We start from the raw sequence: 21972 nt of genomic DNA on the forward strand, positions 1-21972 counted from the left end.
CTTGCGCCAGAATGAAACCGATCGCCCTGCTCGCGGCCCTCGCCACGCTCGCCATTGCTGTTCCCGCCAGCGCCCAGAACGCCGGCCAGATCGCGTCTGTCCGCAAGGGCGCCAGCTGCCCGCGCTGTAACCTCTTCCAGGCCGACCTGTCGAACCTGACGCTGAACGGCAAGAACCTGGCTGGGGCCCGCTTGCGCCAAGCCGACTTCTCGACGGCGGTCATGAACCGCACCAGCTTCGCCGGCGGTGATCTGCGCGACGTCAACGCCTATGGCGCGGTGCTGACCGGCGTGAGCTTCGCCCGCGCCGACCTGACCAACGCCAGCTTCGTGGGCGCCTATCTGCAAGGGGCTAACTTCGCCGGCGCCAGACTGTCGGGCGTCAACTTCTCGGGCGCGGAAATGAACCGTGCGACCGGTCTGACCCAGGGGCAGCTGAACCAGGCCTGCGGCGACGACTCCACGTTGACTCCACGCGGTCTCTCCATCCCCCGCTGCCGTTAAATCCCCGTCATTACCGCGATTTAAGTGGTCTCAGACCCGGCGTCGGTCCAAACCGTAACTCACACAGTCGCGTATGGACTGCACGGAGAGTTCGATGTCCCGCCTGGGCGTTTCCATTGCCGCCTTGACCTTGAGCCTGCTGGCCATGACCGGCCAGGCGCATGCGTCGATGGACGACAAGGACGTCGCCAAGCTCACCTCGTTCGGGGGCATGTGCGCCAACTGCGACCTCGCCGGCCGCAAGCTGATGAACGCCAAGTTCACCGGCGCAAACTTCGCCAAGGCCACGCTGATCGGCGCCGACCTGCGCGGCGCGATGTTCTACGGCAGCAACTTCGCCAAGGCCGATCTCAGCCGCGCCGACCTGCGCGGGGCCGAGATGCGCGGCGCTAATTTCAGCTACGCCAATTTCACCGGCGCCAAGATGTCGGGCATCGAGAGCAGCGGCGCCAACTTCACCGAAGCGATGATGGCCCGGGTCGACCTGTCGTCGGCCGAGATGCACGGCGCTCAGTTCGAAAGCGCCAACCTGCAGGGCGCCAGGCTGGCCAATATCGAATTGACCGGCTCGAACTTCATGAACGTCAACGCGCGTGACGCCGACTTCTCGAACGCCGATATCAACCACGCCAACTTCCAGAACGGTCGCTTCGACGGCGCCAGCTTTCGCAACGCCGACCTGAGCGGCACCAACATGCGGGGCGCCTCGCTGGTGCGGGCCGACTTCCGCAATGCCGACATCGACGGCGTCGTGCTGAGCGGTGCGGATCTATCCGGCGCTCGCAACCTGGACCAGGACCAGTTGGATGAGGCCTGTGGCGACAACCGCACGCGGCTGCCGGGTGGCCTGTCGATCCGGGCCTGCAATGGCCGCAGCACGCGGATCATCCTGCTGCGCGACATGCCCAAGGCGCCGCCCGCGCCGCCGGCTCCACCCGCACCTCCCCGCCCGCCGCGCTAAGCCGGTAATCAAAACAAGAAAAAGCCCTCCGATCGTCAGACCGGAGGGCTTTTTCGTTTCAGGCTTCCGCTGCCTAGACCTTGATGGGCGGCGCAGTGCGGATGTGCAGCTCTTTCAGCTGCTTGTCCAGCACGTTGGCCGGAGCGTTCATCAGCAGGTCCTGGCCCTGCTGATTCAGCGGGAAGGCGATGACTTCACGGATGGCGACCTGTTCGGCCAGCAGCATGACGATGCGGTCGATGCCGGGGGCCAGACCACCGTGCGGCGGCGCGCCGTAACGGAAGGCGTTCAGCATGCCGCCGAACTGCTCCTCGACCACTTCCGGGCCGTAGCCGGCGGTGGCGAAGGCCTTGAGCATGATCTCGGGCTTGTGGTTCCGGATCGCGCCCGAGCACAGCTCGTAGCCGTTGCAGACGATGTCGTACTGATAGGCGCGGATGGTCAGCGGGTCCTGGGTCTCCAGGGCTTCCAGACCGCCTTGCGGCATCGAGAAAGGGTTGTGCGAGAAGTCGACCTTCTTCTCGTCCTCGTTCCACTCGAACATCGGGAAGTCGACGATCCAGCAGAACTTGAACTGGTTCTCGTCGACCAGCTTCAGCTCCGTGCCGACGCGCGTACGGGCCAGGCCCGCGAACTTGGCGAACACGGCCGGGTCGCCGGCCACGAAGAAGGCCGCGTCCCCCGAGCCCAGGCCCAGCGATTCCATCAGGGCCTGCGTCGGCTCGCCCAGGTTCTTGGCGATCGGGCCGCCCCAGCCGCCCTGGTCTTCCGACCAGAAGACGTAGCCCAGGCCCGGCTGGCCTTCGCCTTGCGCCCAGCTGTTCATGCGGTCGCAGAACGCGCGGCTGCCGCCGGTCGGCGCCGGGATCGCCCAGATGGCGTTCTTGGCGTCCGCGCCCAGGATCTTGGCGAACAGGCCGAAACCGCCGTCACGGAAGTGCTCGGAGACGTCCTGCATCTTGATGGGGTTGCGGGTGTCGGGCTTGTCGCTGCCGTACCATTTCATCGACTGAGCATAGGTCAGGCGCTCGAAGCCCTGGTGCTCGAACGATTGACCAACGTCGTTGGTGAAGGTGTGCGTACCCGAGATCGGCGAGACCGGCTTGCCGTTCGAGAATTCCTCGAACACGCCATGCATCACCGGCTCGATGGCCGCGAAGACGTCTTCCTGGGTGACGAAGCTCATCTCGACGTCGAGCTGATAGAACTCCAGCGAACGGTCGGCGCGCAGGTCTTCATCACGGAAGCACGGGGCGATCTGGAAATAGCGGTCGAAGCCCGAGACCATCAGCAGCTGCTTGAACTGCTGGGGCGCCTGCGGCAGGGCGTAGAACTTCTCGGGGTGCAGACGCGACGGCACCAGGAAGTCGCGCGCGCCTTCCGGCGAGCTGGCCGTCAGGATCGGCGTCTGGAACTCGTTGAAGCCCTGGGCGAACATGCGGTTGCGGATCGACTGGATCACGCGCGAGCGCAGGACGATGTTCTTGTGCAGCGTCTCGCGACGCAGGTCGAGATAGCGGTGCTTGAGGCGGATCTCTTCGGGATAGTCCGGCTCGCCAAAGACCGGCAGCGGCAGCTCGGCGGCTTCCGACAGCACCTCGACGGCCGAGACACGGATCTCGATCTCGCCGGTCGGCAGGTTGGCGTTCACCACGCTGGCGTCACGGGCGATGACCTCGCCGTCGATCTTGATCACGCTTTCGGCGCGCAGGCGCTCGACGGTCGAGAAGCCCGGCGTTTCCGGGTGCAGGACCAGCTGCGTCAGGCCGTGGTGGTCGCGCAGGTCGATGAAGACCAGACCGCCGTGGTCGCGCTTGCGATGGATCCAGCCCGACAGACGCACCGAAGAACCGGTGTCGGACGCGCGCAGAGCGCCGCAGTTATGGGTGCGATAGGCGTGCATGGAGGTCATGAAAGTCTTGAATACGCGGTGATTTGTAAGGCGCGGACAGGCGCACGTGGGCGCCCCGATGTCAAGGATTCTGGGACCTTTTACGCCTCAAGCAGCCTCGATGATGGCCAGGAAATCCTTGGCCTTCAGGGATGCGCCGCCGACCAGGGCTCCGCCGACCTCGGCCGCGGCCAGGATCTCGCGGGCGTTGTCGGGCTTGACCGAGCCGCCATAGAGGATCGGCACGGCCTCGCCTTGCTGGCCAAACTTGGCGACCAGCTCGGCGCGGATGGCCGCGTGCATCTCGACGATATTGTCGATCGAGGCGACGTGACCGGTGCCGATCGCCCAGATGGGCTCGTAGGCGACGTTGAACGCCTGCCCCGCCAGGCTGGCCGGCAGCGAGTTGCGGATCTGGGCCACGACATAGTCCACGGCCTGTCCAGCTTCGCGCTTTTCCAGCGGTTCGCCGACACAGATGATCGGCTCCAGGCCCGCGGCCAACGCCGCCTCGACCTTGCCGGCCACCTGGGCGCAGGTTTCGGCGTGATCGGTGCGACGCTCCGAGTGGCCGACGATCACCAACGTCCCGCCGGCGTCGGCGACCATCTCGGCCGAGATGTCGCCGGTGTGGGCGCCGCTGGCCTTGCCGTGACAATCCTGGGCGCCGACCAGCACAGTCGAACCTTCCACCGCTTCCGCCAGCCGGTGCAGCAGCAGAGCGGACGGGAAGATGGCCACGCGGGCCGCGGCCGGCTTCTGGTCCAGGGCGGCGGCGACGGCGCGGGCTTCGTCGAGAGCGGCCGAAAGGCCGTTCATCTTCCAGTTGCCGGCGACCAGCGGTCGGGGAGTCGTGCTCAAAAGGGTCATGAGCGCCTTCTTGGGGCCACGCTTGCCGGGGAAGTCAAGTCCGCGCCGCTTGCCCCCTCGCCTTCGGCTCTACTATACCCGCTGCTCTCGACCGCTTTGCTCGTTCGCTTGGCGGTCCGACTGGAAGGTTTTCGCTCCCATGCTCGCCGGTTTCCGTTCCTTCGCCAAATCGCCGTTCGCGGTGCTGCTGTTTGGCCTGCTGATCGTCAGCTTCGCCATCTTCGGCATCAGCGACGTCTTTAAGGGGCCGCGCGGCTCGGGCGTGATCAGCGCCGGCTCGCGCAGCCTGTCGGCCCAGGACTTCAAGGTCCGGTTCGACAACTATCGCAAGGCGATGGAACAGCAGAACGGCCAAGCCATGACGCCCGACCAGGCGGTCGAGCGCGGCGTGGACCGCCAGATCCTTCAGGAACTGGCCCTGCAGGAATCGGTCGCCGCGTCGATCACTAAGATGGGCGTCGTCCCGTCCGACGCCTTGGTCGCCAAGATCGTCCACGAGCAGATGAGCCAGCTGCCGCCCGGCCAGCGCCCGTTCGACTCGATCACCGGCAAGTTCGATCCCAAGCTCTATGCGGCCCTGCTGGCCCAGAACAATCTGACGCCCCAGTCGTACGAAGCCTCGCTCCGCGACGAGATCGCCCAAGGCCACTTCTTCTCGGCGGTCGCCGGCGGCCTGAAGGCCCCGCGCGTCTACACCGCCCTGCAGGCCGCCTTCGCCATGGAAGGCCGCAACGTCTCGGCCTTCGCCGTGAACCCAGCCTCGGTCGAAAAGCCCGGTCAGCCGACCGACGCCCAGCTGACCGCGTTCATGAACGAGAATCGCGAGCGCCTGACGCGGCCGGAAACGCGCGTACTGTCGATCATGCGCGTCAGCGCCAAGGCTCTGGAGCCCACCGTGGCCCTGAACCCGGCCGACCTGCAAAAGGCCTTTGACTTCCGCAAGGACACTCTGGCGAAGCCGGAAACGCGCTCGCTGATCCAGATCGTGGCGCCCGACGCCAAGGCCGCCGCCACCATTTCGCAGCGCCTTCAGAAGGGCGAGGACCCGGCCGTGGTCGCCAAGGCGTTCAGCCGCACGCCGGTGGCCATCGTCGACAAGCCCAAGACCGCGCTGCCCGACCGCAAGGTCGCCGACGCGGCGTTCAGCCTGACTGCCGGCCAGGTCAGCGCCCCGATCGCCGGTGAGCTGGGCGTTTCGGTCATCAAGGTCACCAAGGTCACGCCGGGCGTCGCCGCCACGCTCGAGTCGGTCCGCCCGCTGATCGAGGCCGAGGTTCGCGCCCAGACGGCGCAGAGCAAGGCGTACGACCAGACTCAGATCTATCAGGACGCCCACGACGCGGGTTCGGACCTAGTCGCCGCGGCCAGCAAGGCCGGCGCCCTGGTCGTCACGACCGCGCCGATTACCGCCCAAGGCGCCGATCAGACCGGCCAGCCGGTCCCCGGCCTGACCCCCGACATCCTGAAGACCGCTTTCGACCTGTCGCAGGGCGGCGAGAGCGAGCTCATCGAGGCCGGCAAAGGCGAGTACTACGCCGTGAAGGTCGAGAAGGTCGTTCCGGCCGCCATGCCGGCCCTGGCCGACATCAAGCCGCAACTGACCGCCGTCTGGCAGGGCCAGGAGCTGGGCAAGCGCCTGAAGGCCAAGGCCGACGAGCTGGCCGCCCGCGCCAAGAAAGGCGAGACCCTGGACGCGATCGCCGCCTCGGCCCAGTCGAAGGTGCAGAAGGTCGACAACCTGTCGCGTCAGAACGCCCAGCAGCACATGGGCCTGGGCCGCGAGTTCCTGACCTCGGCCTTCAGCGCCAAGCCGGGCGAGGTGTTCGTCTCGCGCGCCGGTCCGCAGGGTGAAGCCTATGTCGTGGCCAAGCTGGACGCCGTGCGCGGCGCGCCGACCGCCGATGTCGCCCGTCTGGCCGTCATGGGCCAGGCCCAATCGGGCAGCGGCCTGATGCGCGACTTGGGCGAAGCCTCGCGCAGCGCCGCCAAGGCCCAGCTGAAGACCAAGACCAACCTGACCCTGGCCCGCCAGGCCATCGGCGTCGACACGGACGCCCTGGCCAAGGCCGAGGCGGCCAAGGGCGGAAAGAAAGCCGAGTAATGAGTCTGGAACCCGCGTTCGACGCCTTTTCGGAAGCCTATGAGTCCGGAAAACCGCAGGTCGTCTGGACCCGCCTGATCGATGATCTCGAGACCCCGGTCTCGGCCTATTTGAAGATCGCCCAGGCGCGTCCGTACAGCTTCCTGTTCGAGAGCGTCGAAGGCGGGGCCTGGCGCGGCCGCTATTCGATCGTCACCCTGAACCCTGACCTCGTCTGGCGCTGCCGCGGCGACCAGGCCGAGATCGCCCAGGGCGACGACATCGCCGCCGGTCGCTACGTCGCTCAAGCTGGCGGCGCGCTGGACAGCCTGCGCGATCTGGTCGCCCAGTCGCGCATGGAGCTGCCGGCCGGCCTGCCGCCGATGGCCGCCGGCGTGTTCGGGGCTCTGGGCTATGACCTGGTGCGCCTGGTCGAGCGCCTGCCCGACATCAACGAGGACACACTGGGCCTGCCGGACGGGATCATGACCCGCCCGCAGATCGTGGCCATCTTCGACGCCATCGCCCAGGAGATCATCCTGACCACGGCCGTGCGCCCGCAAGCCGGCGTCTCGGCCAAGGACGCCTATGCCGCGGCCCGTACGCGCATCGAAGCGGTGATGGCCGACCTGCACCGGCCGCTGTCGCATGACGCCCCGCGCCCGCCGCGCGGTCCGATGGAGTTCACCACTCCGGTCAGCCGCGCCGACTACGCCGACGTGGTGGCCAAGGCCAAGGACTACATCGCCGCCGGCGACATCTTCCAGGTCGTGGCCAGCCACCGGTTCCGCGCCCCCTTCGATCTGCCGCCGTTCGCGCTGTACCGCTCGCTGCGCCGGACCAACCCGTCGCCGTTCCTGTTCTTCCTGAACCTGGACGGCTTCAACCTGGTCGGCTCCAGCCCCGAAATCCTGGTGCGGCTGCGCGACGGCAAGATCACCATCCGGCCGATCGCCGGCACCCGTCCGCGCGGCGCCACGCCCGCCGAAGACGCGGCGCTGGAAGCCGAACTGCTGGCCGATCCCAAGGAGCGCGCCGAGCACCTGATGCTGCTGGACCTGGGCCGCAACGACGTGGGCCGCGTGGCCATGCTGCGCGAGGCCGGCAAGAACCAGCCCAGCCAGGTCGCCAAGGGCCCGCAGGTGCGCGTCACCGAGAGCTTCAAGATCGAGCGCTACAGCCACGTCATGCACATCGTCTCGAACGTCGAGGGCAATGCGCCCGAAGGCGTCGATCCGGTCGACGTGCTGATGGCCGCCCTGCCTGCCGGCACGCTGTCGGGCGCACCCAAGGTGCGGGCCATGGAGATCATCGACGAGCTGGAAGTCGAGAAGCGCGGCATCGGCTACGCCGGCGCGGTCGGCTATTTCGGCGCCGACGGCTCGGTCGACACCTGCATCGTGCTGCGCACGGCCCTGGTCAAGGATGGCATGATGTACGTCCAGGCCGGCGGCGGCATCGTCGCTGACAGCGATGCGGACGGAGAATACGACGAGACCCTGCACAAGTCCCGCGCCCTCAAGCGCGCGGCCGAGGAAGCCTGGCGATTCAGCTGAGCCTTAGGGCTGTTTCTTCCGCTTCTACGGACCGCCCAGCCGGTCGTCCGGGAGGTGCTGGGTGACCGCCGGCGGCGCCAGCACCATCACCGTGGCGAAGCTGAGCGCACAGACCGCGGCGAAGGCCGCGGCGGCCAGCACCGGCGCCATCTTCTGCACACGCTGCTTCTGCCGCAGCAGAGCACGGGCATAGGCGACGGCGACGGGGTCCAGGGCGGAATCACGCGGGTCCATGCGCACATGATGCTCAACTCCGCGACCGCTGTAACCGTAACTGAAGGCCGCGCGCGAAAATGCCGCTACACAAAGGCCGCGCTCAGGCTAGAACCGCACCTCGAAAGGCGGCGTCATGATCCTGGTCATCGATAACTACGACAGCTTTACCTACAACCTCGTTCACTATCTGAACGAGCTGGGGGCCGAGACCGTCGTCTACCGCAACGACGCCCTGACCGTTCAGGAAGCGCTGGGCTTGCAGCCCGCCGCCGTCCTGCTGTCGCCCGGCCCCAAGGCCCCGGACCAGGCCGGCATCTGCCTGCCGCTGCTGAACCACGCTCCCGTCGACCTGCCGATCCTGGGCGTCTGCCTGGGCCACCAGGCCATTGGCCAAGCGTTCGGCGGCGAGGTGATCCGCGCCAAGGCCGTCATGCACGGCAAGGTCAGCAAGGTGCGTCACGAGGACAAGGGCATCTTCAAGGGGCTGCCCAACCCGTTCACCGCCACACGCTACCACTCGCTGGCCGTCCGCCGCGAGGACCTGCCGGCCGACCTGGAGGTCACCGCCTGGACCGATGACGGCGAGATCATGGGCGTGCAGCACAAGACCCGCCCGATCCACGGCGTGCAGTTCCACCCCGAATCCATCGCCACCGAGGGCGGCCACCAGATGCTGGCCAACTTCATCGACCTGGCCGGCGTCAAGCGCGACGCGGCGACCTGGGTCTAGGGCGAGAGCAGCACCATGTCCGACGCATTCAAGCCGCTGCTGGCCAAGCTGGCCGACGGCCAGACCCTGGGCGACGAAGACGCCGAGATCTTCTTCGCCGCCTGCCTGCGCGGTGAGCCGACCCCGGCCCAGGTGGCCGCGGCCGTCACCGCCATGCGCCTGCGCGGCGAGACGGTCGGCGAGATCGCCGCCTGCGCCCGCGCCATGCGTCGCGCCGCCGTCCAGCTGGAGCATCCGTACGAGGTCATCGACGTCTGCGGCACTGGCGGCGATGGTCTGCACACGCTGAACATCTCCACGGCGGTCGGCTTCGTCGCCGCTGGTGGCGGGCTGAAGGTCGCCAAGCACGGCAATCGCGCCATCACGTCCAAGTCCGGCACCGCCGACGTCCTGACCGCCCTGGGCGTCAATATCGACGCCACCCGCGAGCAGCAGCGCCGGGCCCTGGACGAGGCCGGCATCTGCTTCCTGTTCGCCCAGGCTCATCACGGGGCGATGAAGCACGTCTCGCCGATCCGCCAGCAGCTGGGTTTCCGCACGATCTTCAACCTCTTGGGCCCTCTGACCAATCCGGCCGGCGCCAAGCGACAGGTGGTGGGCGTCTCGGCCCCGCGCTTCGTCGAGCCGATCGCCAAGGCCCTCGGAGCCCTTGGAGCAGAGCGCGCCTGGTCGGTGCACGGCTCGGGCCTGGACGAGCTGACCACCACCGGCGAGACCGAGGTCGCCGAATGGCGCGACGGCCGCATGCATCTCTTCACGATCACGCCGGAGGCCGTGGGCCTGCAGCGTGCGTCGCTGGCCGACATCACCGGCGGAGAGCCCGCCTTCAACGCCGCCGCCCTGACCCGCCTGTTCGACGGCGAAAAGGGCCCCTATCGCGACATCGTGCTGCTGAACGCCGCCGCCGCCTTCCTCGTGGCCGACAAGGTCGAGACCCTGTCCGAAGGCATCGACCTGGCCACTGACGTCATCGACAAGGGCGCCGCCAAGGCCGCCCTCGCCGGCCTGGTGGCCGCCACCAATACGGAAGTGCCCGCGTGACCGACATCCTTGCGAAAATCGCCGCTTACAAGCGCGAAGAGGTCGCCGACCGCAAACGCCGCCGCGCTCAAGCCGCCGTCGACGCCGCCGCCAAGAGCGCCTCGTCCCCGCGCGGCTTCAAGCAGGCCCTGGTCGACGGCCACGCGCCCGGCAAGCTGTCGCTGATCGCCGAGATCAAGAAGGCCTCGCCGTCCAAGGGTCTGATCCGCGCCGACTTCGATCCGCTCGCCCTGGCCCGCGCCTACCAGTCTGGCGGCGCATCGTGCCTGTCGGTGCTGACCGACGGCCCCAGTTTCCAGGGCGCCGACGCCTATCTGATCGACGCCCGGGCCGCGACCACCCTGCCCTGCATCCGCAAGGACTTCCTGGTCGATCCCTGGCAGGTGGCCGAAAGCCGCGCCCTGGGCGCAGACGCCATCCTGGTCATCCTGGCGATGATCGACGACGTCCTGGCGGCCGAACTGATGGCCGAAGCCAAGCGCCTGGGCATGGACGCGCTGGTCGAGGTGCACGACGAGGCCGAGATGGCCCGCGCCGGCGCCCTGGGCTCGGATCTGGTCGGCATCAACAACCGCGACCTGAAGAGCTTTGTCGTCGATCTGGCCGTCACCGAGCGGCTGTCGGCCCAGGCGCCGGCCAACGCCCTGCTAGTCACCGAAAGCGGCGTCTTCACCCACGACGACGTCGTGCGGATGGAAGCAACCGGCGCCAAGGCCATGCTGGTCGGTGAAAGCCTGATGCGTCAGGCCGACGTCACCGCCGCCACCCAGGCGCTGATCGGCTGAGGGATCGGGTACGCGCCATCTGGCGTTTTTCCCCTCGCCCCCTCAAAGTTCTCTAAAGCAAGAAGCCGACAGGCGAGGAAACGCGCATGCATTGGTTCGCCCGTCTGGTGAATTGGTTCCTCGTGGCCTTCTTCAAGCGTGAAGGCTGGACCATTGAGGGCTCGGCCCCCACGGACACCCGCAAGTTCGTGGTCATCGCCGCCCCGCACACCAGCAACTGGGACTTCGTCTATTTCCTGGGCGCGGCCGACGCGCTGAACCTGAAGCTCAGCTTCATGGGCAAGGCCTCGCTGTTTCGATGGCCGTTCGAGAAGCTGATGAAGGACTTGGGCGGCGTACCGATCGACCGCTCCCAATCGCGTGACACGGTCCAAGCCATGGCCGACGAATTCGCTCGCCGCGACGAGTTCATGCTGACGATCGCGCCCGAGGGCACGCGCGGCAAGGCCGGCGGCTGGAAGACCGGCTTCTACAACATCGCTCTGAAGGCCGGCGTACCGATGGTGCCCGGCTTCATGGACTATGAGCGCAAGGTCGTGGGCCTGGGGCCGGCGATGATGCCCAGCGGCGACTACGAGAAGGACCTGGCGATTCTGGCGGCCTTCTACGCGCCGGTGACGCCTAAGCACCCGGAGCTGAAGACCGTCCTCTAGCGCGATCCGACGCCACGATTTAGCCAAGCTTGCGGCCGTACCCTGGCGCGAACAGGGAGGGACGACCACCATGAGCAAGCCGCGCTGGGCCGAAGGCCTGATCGAGACCGCCAAGACCGTCGCCCTGGTCATGGCCATCGCCTTGATCCCCCGGGCGGTCTTCTGCCAGCCGTTCACGATCCCGTCGGAGTCGATGCAGCCCACCCTGCTGGTCGGCGACTACATCCTGGTCTCGAAATATCCCTACGGTTGGAGCCGCCACTCGCTCACCTTCAGCCCGCCGGTCGGTCACGGCCGTCTGATGGACAAGGCGCCCGAGCGCGGCGACATCGTCGTGTTCAAGAAGCCCGCCGACGGTCGCACCGATGTGATCAAGCGGGTCATCGGCCTGCCCGGAGACCGCATCCAGATGCGCGGCGGCGTGGTCCACATCAACGGCGCGCCGGTTTCCCAGACCCTGACCGGCATTGACACTAATGGCGCGCCCGGCGCCTATCCGATCCCCGTTCGTCACCTGCGCGAAACCCTGCCTAACGGCCGGACCTACGCCACCAACAGCTTCGGCGCCGACACCCTGGCCGCCAACACCGGCGTCTACACCGTGCCGAAGGGCTGCTTCTTCGTGATGGGCGACAATCGCGACAACTCGCTGGACAGCCGCTTCAACCCCGGCTCGACGGCCGAGGGTTACGCCTCCTGCGCCTGGGACGTGGCCCGCGACGCCGACCTGCCGGCGGAACTGGGCATGGGCTTCATCCCGGCCGAGAACCTGGTCGGCCGCGCCGAACGGATCCTGTTCTCGTGGACCGGCAGCGGCCTGCGCCTGGAGCGTACGTTCCGGAAGCTGCCCGCGCAGAAGGTTGGCTGAGACCCGCCGCGCCGCTAGGGTCCGCCCGCTTCAGTGCCGAAAGGGAATCGGATGTCGGGCTTCCTGACCAGCTTGCGTAACGCCACGCCCGCGCCTCTGCGCCCGGTGCTGGGCCGCCTGCGCCGCGCCTTCGTCGCCAAGCCGGCCGCCGCCGCCCCGACCGATCCCAACGCCGTCGCCGCACCGCAGGAACTGTGGCACCTGGTCGGCGCCGCCGACGCCGACTTCGTGCGCGTGGGCCAGGAGTTCAAGCAGCTGTTCCTGCAGGCCGGCCTGCAGCCGCATCACGCGATCTTGGACGTCGGCTGCGGCATCGGCCGGGCCGCAGCCCCGCTGGTCGACTATCTCGACAAGAACGGCCGCTACTGCGGCTTCGACGTCATGGCCCAGGCCATCGACTGGTGCAAAGCCAACATCGCCGTCGGCGACCCGCGCTTCGCGTTCGTCCATGCCGACATGCACAGCGACCGGTACAATCCGGAAGGCTCGCAACCGGCCAGCGCCTTCGTCTTCCCCTATCCCGACGCCAGCTTCGACTATGTCTGGCTGGGTTCGGTGTTCACCCACCTGCTGGCCGCCGACCAGGCCCAGTTCGCCCGCGAGATCGCCCGGGTGCTCAAGCCCGGCGGCATCAGCATCGTGTCCTGGTACCTGATCGACGAAGAAGCCCATGCCAACACCGGCAACGGCCAGATCGCCTTCGACTTCGTCCATCCGCTGGACGGGTGCTGGACCGCCACGCCCGACCTGCCCGAGGCGGTGATCGGCTATGACCTGGCCCCGATCCAGGCGCAGTACGACGCCCTGGGCCTGGATATCGTCAATCTGGCGTTGGGCGTCTGGCGGCGCAAACCGATGCAGGACCAGGACATCGTCGTGGCGCGCAAACGAGCCTGAAAGGTTTCGTTAAGCTTTTGATTCTGGTCGACATTTACGCTATTGGCCAAGCTACGCCTTGATTTTGCAGGCTTTTCCGACGCGTCCTTACCTCGACTTGACATTAACGCGGAACGCCTAGAGAACATTCGCAAGGTTTGCGGTTTGTTCCGCGCTCCAGCCGAGGTCGTCATGCTCACGCGCAAGCAGCACGAACTGCTGATGTTCATCCACGAACGCATCAAGGAGACGGGCGTCTCCCCCTCGTTCGACGAGATGAAGGAGGCGCTGGATCTGGCGTCGAAGTCCGGGATCCACCGCCTGATCACGGCCCTGGAAGAGCGCGGCTTCATCCGTCGTCTGGCTCACCGGGCCCGGGCGCTGGAAGTCGTGAAACTGCCGCAGCAGGCGACGACGGCCGCGCCGCCCAAGGGCCGCGGTTCGTTCCGCCCGCAAGTGTTCGAAGGCGGCGGCGCGCCGCCCGCCCCCGCCGCGTCTGCACCGGCCAATGACAGCCGCGAACTGGCGATCCTGGGCAAGATCGCCGCCGGTACGCCGATCGACGCCATCCAGCACGAGCGCGAGCGCCTGCCGGTGCCCGAGGCCATGCTGGGCGGCGGTGAACACTATGTCCTGGAAGTGCAAGGCGACTCGATGATCGAGGCCGGCATCCTCGACGGCGACTATGTGATCATCAAGAAGGGCGACACCGCCACCTCGGGAGAGATCGTCGTCGCCCTGGTCGGCGAGGAAGCCACACTGAAGCGCCTGCGTAAGAAGGGCGGCTCGATCGCCCTGGAAGCGGCCAACCCCAAGTACGAGACCCGCATCTTCGGCCCCGACCAGGTCGAGGTGCAGGGCAAGCTGGTCGGCCTGATCCGCCGCTACCACTAGCCCCTCGCAAGGCTCCAGAAATCGGCCCCGACCTCACAAGAGGATCGGGGCCTTTTCGTATCAGGCGCCCTGCTCGCCCCCCTGGTCGCTTAGCGCCTTGGCGGCGGCGTCGAACCCCGCCCAGGCCGCGGCAGCGAGCGCCGCGCCGGTGCTGACCCGGCGCACGCCCAGGGCGGCCAGGCTCTGGACCGTCATGTCCGGTCCCCATTGCAGGACATTGACCGGCCTGGGCGCGACGGCCTCGACGATGGCGCGGATGTCGTCAGGCGCGGTAACCGCCGGCGCGTACAGGCAGTCGGCGCCGGCTTCGGCATAGGCCTGCAGGCGCTCGATGGTCGCCGCCAGGTCCGGCGCGCCGCGCAGGAAGCCTTCGCTGCGGCCGACCAGCACCACGTCCTGGCCCGAGGCGTCGATCGCCGCGCGGGCGGCCTTGATCCGCGCCACGGCGGTCGGCAGGTCGTACAGCGCCGAACCCGACCAGTCCTCGATCGAGAGCCCGGCGACGCCGGCCTCGATGGCCAGGGTCACGCTCTCCCCAACGCCCTGCGCCGTCTCGGCGAAGCCGGCCTCGAAGTCGGCGTTCACCGGCAGGTCGGTGGCGGCGCACAGCATCCGCAGGTGGTCGATAACCTCGTCGCGGGTGACCTTGCCGTCGTCCTTGCCCAGCGCCCAGGCCATACCCGCGCTGGTCGACGCCAAGGCCTTGAAGCCCAGCTCCTCCAGCCGGCGCGCGCTGCCGGCGTCCCAGGGGTTGGGCAGGGCGAAACAGCCTTCGGCGTGCAGAGCGCGGAAAGCCGCGCGGCGGGCGGCGTACGGATGGGTCATGGCGGCGTCTCCCAGATGGCGCTGCTGAAGGTCTAGCGGGCGCTGGTGACAGCGGGTGTCAGCAAGCGGCTCCAGGGCCGATCGCCGCGCAGCGGCTGGGCCCAGACGATGCGCCAACCGTCGGGCCGGCGATAGAGTTCGGCCGCCCCGCCGCGCGCGAAGTCCTCGGCGGTCAGCAACACGGTCTCGGCGCACAACGGCGGAACGCGCTCGGGCGCAGAACCGCGGATCACCACCACCTCGCTCTGCACACACAGGCCGGCCAGGGTCTCGGCGTCGGGCGTCCGGCGGCTCCAGGCCAAGGATAGCCCCACGGGCGCGCCCACGGCCGGCGCGCAGATCCGCTTGTCGCAGGTATAGAGGCTCCAGGTCGCCGGCTCGAGACCCCGGCGACGCGCCCACAGTTCGGCCCCGAACCGCTTGGCGTCAGTCCGCAGCAATACGGCGGCATCGCCCGAACGGACGGCGGCGGTGGCCCCGTCATTGGCGATCCAGGCGTCGGGCGGCGCGGGCCTGGGCCACAACGCGACCGCCACGGCCATCGGCGCGCCGATCCAGCGTAGGCTTCCGCGCCACAGGCACAGGATCATTAGGCCCAGGAACGCCACGACCAGCACCTGCGGCGGCGCGCTGGCCACAATCCGCTGCGCCCCGTGGGCGTCGGCGAAGCCATTGGCGATCCCGACCATGCCGTCCACGCCCCAACCGGCGATGGCTAGAAATGGCGCGCCCAGGCCGAACGGCTCCAGCAAGGTGCCGATCGCCAGGAACGGCATGATCACGAAGGACGACAGAGGCGCGACCGCCAGATTGGCCGGCAACCCCCAGACGGCGACGCGGTTGAAGTGCTGCATGGCAAATGGCGCGGTGGCCAAGCCCGCCACTAGACTGGCCGCAACGCTGGCCGCCAGCCATGTCATCGCCGCCTGCGGCCAACGGATCCACCAGGGTGTCGAGATCTCCTTCACTGGCTGGGGCCAGGACTCGGCCAGGGCCACGAGGGCGGCGGTGGCGGCGAACGACATCTGGAAGCCGGGCTCTCCGGCCGTCTCGGGCTTCAGCGCCAGGATCAGCAGCGCCGCCAGGGCCAAGCCATGCAAGGTGATGGCGCGTCGGTCGAACAGGATGGCCAGAAACGCGACGCTGGCCGTGATCCCCGCCCGCTCAGCCGGCGGCGGCGCGCCCGAGATCACCAGATAGCCCAGCACGGCGATCAGGCCGGCGCTGGCGGCGATCTTCTTGCCCGGCGCACGCAAGGCCAGCCACGGCCAGGCCGCGACGCCCAGACGGACGGCGGCGAACACGAAGCCGCCGACAATGGCCATGTGCAGGCCCGAGATCGACAGGATATGCGCCAGGCCCGAGGCGCGCATGGCCTCGGTCTGGTCCTCGCTGATCCAGGCCTCGTGGCCAGTGACCATGGCCGCACCGATGCCGCCGCTGCTGGGGCCCATTCGCGTCAGGATCCGCTGTGCCAGACCCCAGCGGAAGGCGTTGACCGCCATCGAGATCCGCAGGCGCAGCGGCGGCGGATCCAGCCGTGCGGCCGCGATGTCGCCGATCACGAAGCCGACGCCGCCGATCGAGTCGAACCAAGCGTCCCGGGCGAAGTCGTAGGATCCAGGCGCGGCGGGCGGCGGCGGCTGGCCCAGCATGGCCTTCAACCGCACAGCCTGACCCGGCGCCGGGGTCTCGTTCTCGCCGATGGTGACGCGGATCCGGCGCGGCGTGGCCTCCGGCGAGAGGCCCGAGATGGCCGCCGGCGCGATCAGCAACCGCGTTCCGCCCGCCCCGGGGCTGACAACGTCTATCACGAAGCCCTCGACACGCCGTACGACCCGCTCACCGCCCATCAGCGGGGCGGCGACGCGGTCGCTGCGCACCTTGGCCGCCAGGCCGCCCGCCGCGCCGAACGCCAGGAGGCTCAGCGGCACGATCAAGGCCGGCGTCGCGGTCCAGCGCCGCGCGGTCCACCATGCAGCGGTCAGAGCCAGCACCACGCCCGCGAGGATCCAGACCGAAGGCTCGGCGGGGGCCTCCAGATAGCCGGCCGCACCCAGGCCGAACGCCACAGGGCTCCACAGGAACACCCGCTCCAGGTTGGTCGAGAGCTGGGCGCGCGCCGATTCTGCCAGCGCCCGCCAGGACAGTCGCGGCGATGTGACTACGGGCGGCGCTTCGGCAAGTTCTGCGCCTAACATTCGGAAACCGCTGCATTTTTGACGGTTAAGCCAAGTTTGCCGCGATGCGGAAAACCGCTGGTCCCACGCCGAACCGCCGTGCTAAGACGCCACGCCCAAGCCGTTTTGCGGCCCGCGTTTTCCGCCGCCGTTCCGGCGCCCCGTCCTGAAGTCCCGAAGTCCATGTCGAACTCCTCCCCCACCGGTGTCGTCACGCGCTTTGCGCCCTCGCCCACCGGCTTCCTGCACATCGGCGGCGCTCGCACGGCGCTGTTCAACTGGTTATATGCGCGCCATACGGGTGGGAAGTTCCTTGTTCGCGTCGAGGACACTGATCGCGAGCGTTCGACCGAAGCCGCCGTCGCCGCCATCTTCGAAGGCCTGGACTGGCTGGGCCTGAAGTCCGACGACGAGGTGGTCTTCCAACACACCCGCGCCTCGCGCCACGTCGAGGCCGTGCAGCAGATGCTTGAGGCCGGCCGCGCCTATCGCTGCTGGATGACCGTCGAGGAACTGGAAGTCGCCCGCGAGAAGGCCCGCGCCGAAGGCCGCGCCATTCGCTCACCCTGGCGCGACGCTCCGGAAGGCGACCTGTCGGTCCCGCACGTCATTCGCTTCAAGGGCCCGCTGGACGGCGAGACCGTGGTCGACGACTTGGTCAAGGGTCCGGTGACCTTTAAGAACATCGAGCTGGACGATCTGGTCCTGCTGCGCGCCGACGGCGCCCCGACCTACAACCTGGCCGTGGTGGTCGACGACCACGACATGGGCGTCACCCACGTGATCCGCGGTGATGACCACCTGAACAACGCCGCCCGCCAGAGCCTGATCTATTCGGCCCTGGGCTGGGACGTGCCGGCCTTCGCCCACATTCCGCTGATCCACGGGCCGGATGGCGCCAAGCTCAGCAAGCGCCACGGCGCCCAAGCCGTCGGCGAGTTCGCCGACCTGGGCTACATCGCCGAGGGCATGCGCAATTACCTGGCCCGCCTGGGCTGGGGCCACGGCGACGACGAAGTGTTCAACGACGAGCAGGCCATCAGCTGGTTCGACGTCAAGGACGTGGTCAAGGCGCCCGCGCGCCTGGACTGGGCCAAGCTGAATCACATCAACGCCCAGCACCTGCGCCTGGCCGACGATGCACGCCTGACGGACCTGGCGTTCGACGCCGCCCAGAAGCGTGGCGAGCCCCTGCCCGCCGACGCCAAGGACCGCATCGCTCGCACCGTTCCGCAGGTCAAGGAAGGCGCCAAGACCATCCTCGAACTGGTCGATCACTGCGCATTCGCCCTCAAAACGCGTCCGTTCCCGCTCGAGGAAAAGACGCAGAAGCAGCTGACCGAGGAGACGGTCGAGCGCCTGAAACGCCTGCGCGACCAGTTGGCCGCCGCGCCGGCGTTCGATGCCGACACCCTGGATACCGTGCTGAAATCCTTCGCGGAATCTGAAGGCGTCGGTTTCGGCAAGTTCGGTCCGGCCCTGCGTGGCGTCCTGACGGGCGGCGCTCAGGCTCCGGATCTGAACAAGACCATGGCCGCCCTCACGCGCGAAGAGAGTTTGGGCCGTCTTGACGACGCCCTGGCGCCGCGCGCATGAGGCGCTATAACGCACCCGCGAAAAGCGAAAGTTGGACTGACCGTTCCAATTATGAAGGGGTCTAAGTATGACCGATAAAGCCACGCTGACGATCGGCGATAAGAACTACGACCTGCCGATCCTCAAGGGCAGCACGGGTCCGGACGTTCTGGACATCCGCAAGGTCTATGGCGAAAGCGACCACTTCACGTTCGATCCGGGGTTCACCTCGACCGCTTCGTGCGAAAGCAAGATCACCTATATCGACGGCGACGCCGGCGTTCTGCTGCACCGCGGCTATCCGATCGACCAGCTGGCCGAGAAGTCCTCGTTCCTCGAGGTCTGCCACCTGCTGCTGAACGGCGAACTGCCGACGGCTGAAGAGTTCGCCAAGTTCGAACACAACATCACCTACCACACGATGTTGCACGCCCAGTTCGACCGCTTCTTCGAAGGCTTCCGTCGCGACGCCCACCCGATGGCCGTCATGACCGGCGCCGTCGGCGCCCTGTCGGCCTTCTATGCCGACAGCATCAATGTCGACGACGCCCGTGAGCGCGAGATCAGCGCCCATCGCCTGATCGCCAAGATGCCGACGATCGCCGCCCGCGCCTACAAGTACACGGTGGGCCAGCCGTTCGTGTCGCCGCGCAACGACCTGTCGTACTCGGAAAACTTCCTGCGCATGTGCTTCGCCGTGCCGGCCGAAGAGTGGAAGCCGAACCCGGTGCTGACCCGCGCCATGGACCGGATCTTCATCCTCCACGCCGACCACGAGCAGAACGCCTCGACCTCGACCGTCCGTCTGGCCGGCTCGTCGGGCGCGCACCCGTTCGCCTGCATCGCCGCTGGCATCGCCTGCCTGTGGGGCCCGTCGCACGGCGGCGCCAACCAGGAAGCCCTGGAGATGCTGGAAACCATCGGCTCGGTCGAGAACATCCCGGACTACGTCCAGGGCGTGAAGGACCGCAAGTACAAGCTGATGGGCTTCGGTCACCGCGTGTACAAGAACTTCGACCCGCGCGCGAAGGTCATGCAGAAGACCGCACACGAAGTGCTGGCGGAACTGGGCCACAACAACGACCCGCTGCTGCAGGTCGCCCAGGAACTGGAAAAGGTCGCCCTGAGCGATCCGTACTTCATCGACCGCAAGCTGTACCCGAACATCGACTTCTATTCGGGCATCACCCTGCGCGCGATGGGCTTCCCGACCAACATGTTCACCGTGCTGTTCGCCCTCGCCCGCACCTCGGGCTGGATCAGCCAGTGGAAGGAAATGTTCGAGGACCCCACCCGCAAGATCGGTCGTCCGCGTCAGCTCTACACGGGCGCCACGCAACGCGACTACGTGCCGGTTGAAAAGCGCTAAGTGCTTCGTCATCGCGACAACGGATCAGGCCCCGCTTCGGCGGGGCCTTTTTCGTTTCAGCCCCGCAGGATGAAGCTTAAGACCTCGGCCACGGCGCGATAGAGGTCCTCAGGGATCTCCTCGTCGACCTCCAGGGTTGATAGCGCCTGGGCCAGGACCGGGTTTTCCTCGATCGGCACGCCGTGCTCGCGGGCCGTCTCGATGATCTTCTCGCCGATGAAGCCCTGCCCCGAGGCCACGACCTTGGGGGCGTTGGGCTCCTCGTAGAGCAAGGCGACAGCGATGCGCGGCCGCGCCGAAGGTCCGGTGATCCCGCTCATGACGCCTGGTCCACGAAATGGCCCAGCGGACTGGAGCCTGGGACCGAGGGGGCACCGGAGTGGACGGCGACCTCAGGCGTGAGCTCGGCCTCCCGCAGCGCCGCGCCTAGCACCTCCTCGCCAGCCCGCAGGCGGGCGATGGTCTCGGCGCGTTCAGCCCACAGGGACACGCGGGTGCGAGAGCCGGTCAGAGTGACCAGGGCGTGGACGGGACCCATGGGCTCCAGGTCGATGGAGAAGCGCGCCTTGTAGGTGCGCTCGATCGGACCGCCCGCATAGCCGCCGGAGCCGCCGCCGTCGTGGCCGATCTCGAACTGGGCGACGGCCACACCTTGCGGCGTCACGAACGGCAGGTCGAGGTTCAGGCGCGCGCCCTGCTGGCGGACCTCGTGACCATCGGCATCGGGCCGGGCGCCATCGGGCAGCGAAGCGATCTGCATCAGGTCCTGCCGCGCCAGGGCGCCGCCGGTGGCCTTCAGCAGGTTGCGGACCGCGTCGGCGATCGGCAGGTCGGAGGCCAGCGACATCGCCGCCGGCTTTTGACCGGCCATCGGACCGCCCGCATAGGGCGGCGGCGGGGTCGATGAGCGCGTGGTCTCGGCCGGCGCGCCGTAGCCGCGTGGGACCAGGGCCTTGGGCTCAGCCGCCGGGGCGTCCGACGTCTCGGGCGCGACGGCCTCTTCGGCGATCAGGCCCAGTTGCACGAGCGCCGACAGCGCGGCGCGAACCGGCTGCTGGATAGTCGGCGCGGTCTTGGGCGCGGCGACAAAGGCGCCAAAGCGGGCTTCCAGCGCTTCGTCCTCGGGCGGCGGGGTCTGGCCCGGCGGCGGACGCGGCGCGGCCTCGACGGCTTTGGGCTCTGCAGCGGTCGGAGGCGTGAGCGCCGGCTGCGGCGCCTCGGCCTCACCCTGGGGCGTTGCGGCGTTGGCGGATGTTGGCGGCGTACCGGCCTGAGCGCGTTGTGCGGTCTGGACGGTTTGAGGCGCGACCGGCTTTGCGCTGGTTGTTACCTGAGACGATGTCGGCAGCTCGGCTTCGGCGTCCGGCGCCGTCGCAGGCGCATCGGCAGCGGGCGCACCGCTGGCTATCGGCGCCTTGCCAAGCCAGGCCGACAGCGCGCCGCGGAACACGAGCAGCGCCGCCTTCATGTCAGTCGGGCGCGACTGGGCCTCGGCGGCGGGCGTCGCGGATGCGCGGGCCATGTTGGCCTCCAGGAATGCGCCCGAGCGCTCGACGGCGCGACGCAGCCCCTGGGGCGTAGTCAAGTCGGTGATCGGCGGAGCGCTGGCCAGCAGCGCCCTGCCCGCCTCGCGCACCGGTGTAGGCGTGTCCGGACGCTCGATGACGGCGCGGACATTGGCCATCAACGGCGCCAGGCCCGCCTGGCGCGGCGCGGCTTCGGCCGCGGCCACGCGAACGGCGCGGGCCATGAGGCTTTCCTGGGCATCGCGGACGACCGCGCCCTGGACAGGGGCCTGGGGGGCCGCCTTGGTCTGGCTGGTGTCGAGATTGCCGATCTGGGCGCCGGCCTGCCCGACCTCTTCGATCGGCGCGCTGGGCTGCAGCGTGGCCGGTGGACGCCCGACGATCTCGCTCAGTTGCTGGGTGGTGTTGGCGATGGCCTGGCGCGCCATCGACTGCAGCATGGCCACAGCGTCGGGCGTCTTTCCGACGGGAAGGGTCGGAGGCATCGAGGTCAGGGGCGTGGTCGGGTCGATGGCCACGACGCGGCTCCAAGCGGCAGATGCTTAGAGACTGAGGCCGAGTCGTAAATCAGGC

At 68.2% G+C, this 21972-nt stretch carries 20 protein-coding genes; 13 read left to right on the forward strand and 7 right to left on the reverse strand.

Going from position 1 to position 21972, the window contains the following annotated elements:
* Positions 1–11 precede the first annotated feature (11 nt).
* Positions 12–503 (forward strand): pentapeptide repeat-containing protein, encoded by a 492-nt coding sequence (locus tag ABDW31_RS15665; protein ID WP_184719434.1) that lies wholly within the window; start codon positions 12–14, stop codon positions 501–503.
* A gap of 94 nt (positions 504–597) precedes the next feature.
* The gene (locus ABDW31_RS15670) at positions 598–1464 is read left to right on the forward strand and encodes a pentapeptide repeat-containing protein (protein WP_184719432.1); all 867 of its coding nucleotides are present in this window, start codon (positions 598–600) and stop codon (positions 1462–1464) included.
* A gap of 73 nt (positions 1465–1537) precedes the next feature.
* Here ABDW31_RS15670 and aspS read toward each other — a convergent pair whose 3' ends face one another.
* Both aspS and tpiA read right to left on the reverse strand, forming a co-directional pair.
* On the reverse strand, positions 1538–3376 hold the full coding sequence (gene aspS, locus ABDW31_RS15675) for an aspartate--tRNA ligase (protein ID WP_184719430.1): 1839 nt from the start codon (positions 3374–3376) through the stop codon (positions 1538–1540).
* An 87-nt stretch (positions 3377–3463) separates the two neighbouring features.
* Positions 3464–4225, reverse strand: a complete 762-nt coding sequence (gene tpiA / locus ABDW31_RS15680) for a triose-phosphate isomerase (protein WP_184719428.1) — start codon at positions 4223–4225, stop codon at positions 3464–3466.
* A gap of 139 nt (positions 4226–4364) precedes the next feature.
* On the opposite strand from tpiA, the gene ABDW31_RS15685 reads away from it, so the two are divergent.
* Together ABDW31_RS15685 and trpE are read left to right on the forward strand one after the other, a co-directional pair.
* Positions 4365–6326 carry a peptidylprolyl isomerase gene (locus ABDW31_RS15685; protein WP_184719426.1) on the forward strand — a complete coding sequence of 654 codons (1962 nt, stop codon included), beginning with the start codon at positions 4365–4367 and terminating at the stop codon, positions 6324–6326.
* Complete coding sequence (trpE, locus tag ABDW31_RS15690; RefSeq protein WP_184719424.1) at positions 6326–7861, forward strand: anthranilate synthase component I; 1536 nt, start codon at positions 6326–6328, stop codon at positions 7859–7861. The genes ABDW31_RS15685 and trpE overlap by 1 nt, the downstream gene beginning before the upstream one ends.
* Before the next feature lie 24 nt (positions 7862–7885).
* Here trpE and ABDW31_RS15695 read toward each other — a convergent pair whose 3' ends face one another.
* Entirely contained in the window at positions 7886–8095 is a 210-nt protein-coding gene (locus ABDW31_RS15695; protein WP_172271399.1) for a hypothetical protein, read from the reverse strand.
* Positions 8096–8210: 115 nt separating this feature from the next.
* On the opposite strand from ABDW31_RS15695, the gene ABDW31_RS15700 reads away from it, so the two are divergent.
* From ABDW31_RS15700 to lexA, 7 genes are all read left to right on the forward strand, one after another.
* Positions 8211–8807: an aminodeoxychorismate/anthranilate synthase component II gene (locus tag ABDW31_RS15700; protein ID WP_184719422.1), complete on the forward strand. Its 597-nt coding sequence runs from the start codon at positions 8211–8213 to the stop codon at positions 8805–8807.
* 15 nt (positions 8808–8822) lie between these two features.
* Positions 8823–9848, forward strand: a complete 1026-nt coding sequence (trpD, locus tag ABDW31_RS15705) for an anthranilate phosphoribosyltransferase (RefSeq protein ID WP_343699093.1) — start codon at positions 8823–8825, stop codon at positions 9846–9848.
* On the forward strand, positions 9845–10633 hold the full coding sequence (gene trpC, locus ABDW31_RS15710) for an indole-3-glycerol phosphate synthase TrpC (protein WP_184719418.1): 789 nt from the start codon (positions 9845–9847) through the stop codon (positions 10631–10633). Before trpD ends, trpC begins: the two co-directional genes overlap by 4 nt.
* Positions 10634–10719: 86 nt before the next feature.
* Complete coding sequence (locus ABDW31_RS15715) at positions 10720–11286, forward strand: lysophospholipid acyltransferase family protein (RefSeq protein WP_184719416.1); 567 nt, start codon at positions 10720–10722, stop codon at positions 11284–11286.
* A gap of 70 nt (positions 11287–11356) precedes the next feature.
* Positions 11357–12154, forward strand: a complete 798-nt coding sequence (gene lepB, locus ABDW31_RS15720; protein ID WP_184719414.1) for a signal peptidase I — start codon at positions 11357–11359, stop codon at positions 12152–12154.
* A gap of 51 nt (positions 12155–12205) precedes the next feature.
* Positions 12206–13051 carry a class I SAM-dependent methyltransferase gene (locus ABDW31_RS15725; RefSeq protein ID WP_184719412.1) on the forward strand — a complete coding sequence of 282 codons (846 nt, stop codon included), beginning with the start codon at positions 12206–12208 and terminating at the stop codon, positions 13049–13051.
* Between the two features lie 171 nt (positions 13052–13222).
* Positions 13223–13924, forward strand: a complete 702-nt coding sequence (gene lexA, locus ABDW31_RS15730; RefSeq protein WP_184719410.1) for a transcriptional repressor LexA — start codon at positions 13223–13225, stop codon at positions 13922–13924.
* A gap of 60 nt (positions 13925–13984) precedes the next feature.
* On the opposite strand, the gene ABDW31_RS15735 is transcribed toward lexA, so the two are convergent.
* Together ABDW31_RS15735 and ABDW31_RS15740 are read right to left on the reverse strand one after the other, a co-directional pair.
* Complete coding sequence (locus tag ABDW31_RS15735) at positions 13985–14749, reverse strand: isocitrate lyase/phosphoenolpyruvate mutase family protein (protein ID WP_184719408.1); 765 nt, start codon at positions 14747–14749, stop codon at positions 13985–13987.
* A 32-nt stretch (positions 14750–14781) separates the two neighbouring features.
* A complete protein-coding gene (locus ABDW31_RS15740; protein WP_184719406.1) occupies positions 14782–16950 on the reverse strand; it encodes a ComEC/Rec2 family competence protein in 2169 nt (722 codons plus the stop codon).
* A gap of 162 nt (positions 16951–17112) precedes the next feature.
* On the opposite strand from ABDW31_RS15740, the gene gltX reads away from it, so the two are divergent.
* Both gltX and gltA read left to right on the forward strand, forming a co-directional pair.
* A complete protein-coding gene (gene gltX, locus ABDW31_RS15745) occupies positions 17113–18525 on the forward strand; it encodes a glutamate--tRNA ligase (RefSeq protein WP_184719404.1) in 1413 nt (470 codons plus the stop codon).
* Between the two features lie 67 nt (positions 18526–18592).
* Positions 18593–19873 (forward strand): citrate synthase, encoded by a 1281-nt coding sequence (gene gltA, locus ABDW31_RS15750; RefSeq protein WP_172271417.1) that lies wholly within the window; start codon positions 18593–18595, stop codon positions 19871–19873.
* 56 nt (positions 19874–19929) lie between these two features.
* Here gltA and ABDW31_RS15755 read toward each other — a convergent pair whose 3' ends face one another.
* Together ABDW31_RS15755 and ABDW31_RS15760 are read right to left on the reverse strand one after the other, a co-directional pair.
* Positions 19930–20193 carry an EscU/YscU/HrcU family type III secretion system export apparatus switch protein gene (locus ABDW31_RS15755; RefSeq protein WP_184719402.1) on the reverse strand — a complete coding sequence of 88 codons (264 nt, stop codon included), beginning with the start codon at positions 20191–20193 and terminating at the stop codon, positions 19930–19932.
* Positions 20190–21917: a flagellar hook-length control protein FliK gene (locus ABDW31_RS15760; protein WP_184719400.1), complete on the reverse strand. Its 1728-nt coding sequence runs from the start codon at positions 21915–21917 to the stop codon at positions 20190–20192. Before ABDW31_RS15760 ends, ABDW31_RS15755 begins: the two co-directional genes overlap by 4 nt.
* Positions 21918–21972 lie beyond the last annotated feature (55 nt).

The sequence above is a fragment of the Caulobacter sp. genome (assembly GCF_039596335.1).
Lineage (GTDB): Bacteria > Pseudomonadota > Alphaproteobacteria > Caulobacterales > Caulobacteraceae > Caulobacter.

Bases quoted from the DNA above. Each gene is read 5' to 3' on its own strand.
- ABDW31_RS15665 (WP_184719434.1), top strand. From the start codon at position 12: ATGAAACCGATCGCCCTGCTCGCGGCCCTCGCCACGCTCGCCATTGCT.
- ABDW31_RS15670 (WP_184719432.1), top strand. From the start codon at position 598: ATGTCCCGCCTGGGCGTTTCCATTGCCGCCTTGACCTTGAGCCTGCTG.
- aspS (WP_184719430.1), bottom strand. From the start codon at position 3,376: ATGACCTCCATGCACGCCTATCGCACCCATAACTGCGGCGCTCTGCGC.
- tpiA (WP_184719428.1), bottom strand. From the start codon at position 4,225: ATGACCCTTTTGAGCACGACTCCCCGACCGCTGGTCGCCGGCAACTGG.
- ABDW31_RS15685 (WP_184719426.1), top strand. From the start codon at position 4,365: ATGCTCGCCGGTTTCCGTTCCTTCGCCAAATCGCCGTTCGCGGTGCTG.
- trpE (WP_184719424.1), top strand. From the start codon at position 6,326: ATGAGTCTGGAACCCGCGTTCGACGCCTTTTCGGAAGCCTATGAGTCC.
- ABDW31_RS15695 (WP_172271399.1), bottom strand. From the start codon at position 8,095: ATGGACCCGCGTGATTCCGCCCTGGACCCCGTCGCCGTCGCCTATGCC.
- ABDW31_RS15700 (WP_184719422.1), top strand. From the start codon at position 8,211: ATGATCCTGGTCATCGATAACTACGACAGCTTTACCTACAACCTCGTT.
- trpD (WP_343699093.1), top strand. From the start codon at position 8,823: ATGTCCGACGCATTCAAGCCGCTGCTGGCCAAGCTGGCCGACGGCCAG.
- ABDW31_RS15715 (WP_184719416.1), top strand. From the start codon at position 10,720: ATGCATTGGTTCGCCCGTCTGGTGAATTGGTTCCTCGTGGCCTTCTTC.
- lepB (WP_184719414.1), top strand. From the start codon at position 11,357: ATGAGCAAGCCGCGCTGGGCCGAAGGCCTGATCGAGACCGCCAAGACC.
- ABDW31_RS15725 (WP_184719412.1), top strand. From the start codon at position 12,206: ATGTCGGGCTTCCTGACCAGCTTGCGTAACGCCACGCCCGCGCCTCTG.
- lexA (WP_184719410.1), top strand. From the start codon at position 13,223: ATGCTCACGCGCAAGCAGCACGAACTGCTGATGTTCATCCACGAACGC.
- ABDW31_RS15735 (WP_184719408.1), bottom strand. From the start codon at position 14,749: ATGACCCATCCGTACGCCGCCCGCCGCGCGGCTTTCCGCGCTCTGCAC.
- ABDW31_RS15740 (WP_184719406.1), bottom strand. From the start codon at position 16,950: ATGTTAGGCGCAGAACTTGCCGAAGCGCCGCCCGTAGTCACATCGCCG.
- gltX (WP_184719404.1), top strand. From the start codon at position 17,113: ATGTCGAACTCCTCCCCCACCGGTGTCGTCACGCGCTTTGCGCCCTCG.
- gltA (WP_172271417.1), top strand. From the start codon at position 18,593: ATGACCGATAAAGCCACGCTGACGATCGGCGATAAGAACTACGACCTG.
- ABDW31_RS15755 (WP_184719402.1), bottom strand. From the start codon at position 20,193: ATGAGCGGGATCACCGGACCTTCGGCGCGGCCGCGCATCGCTGTCGCC.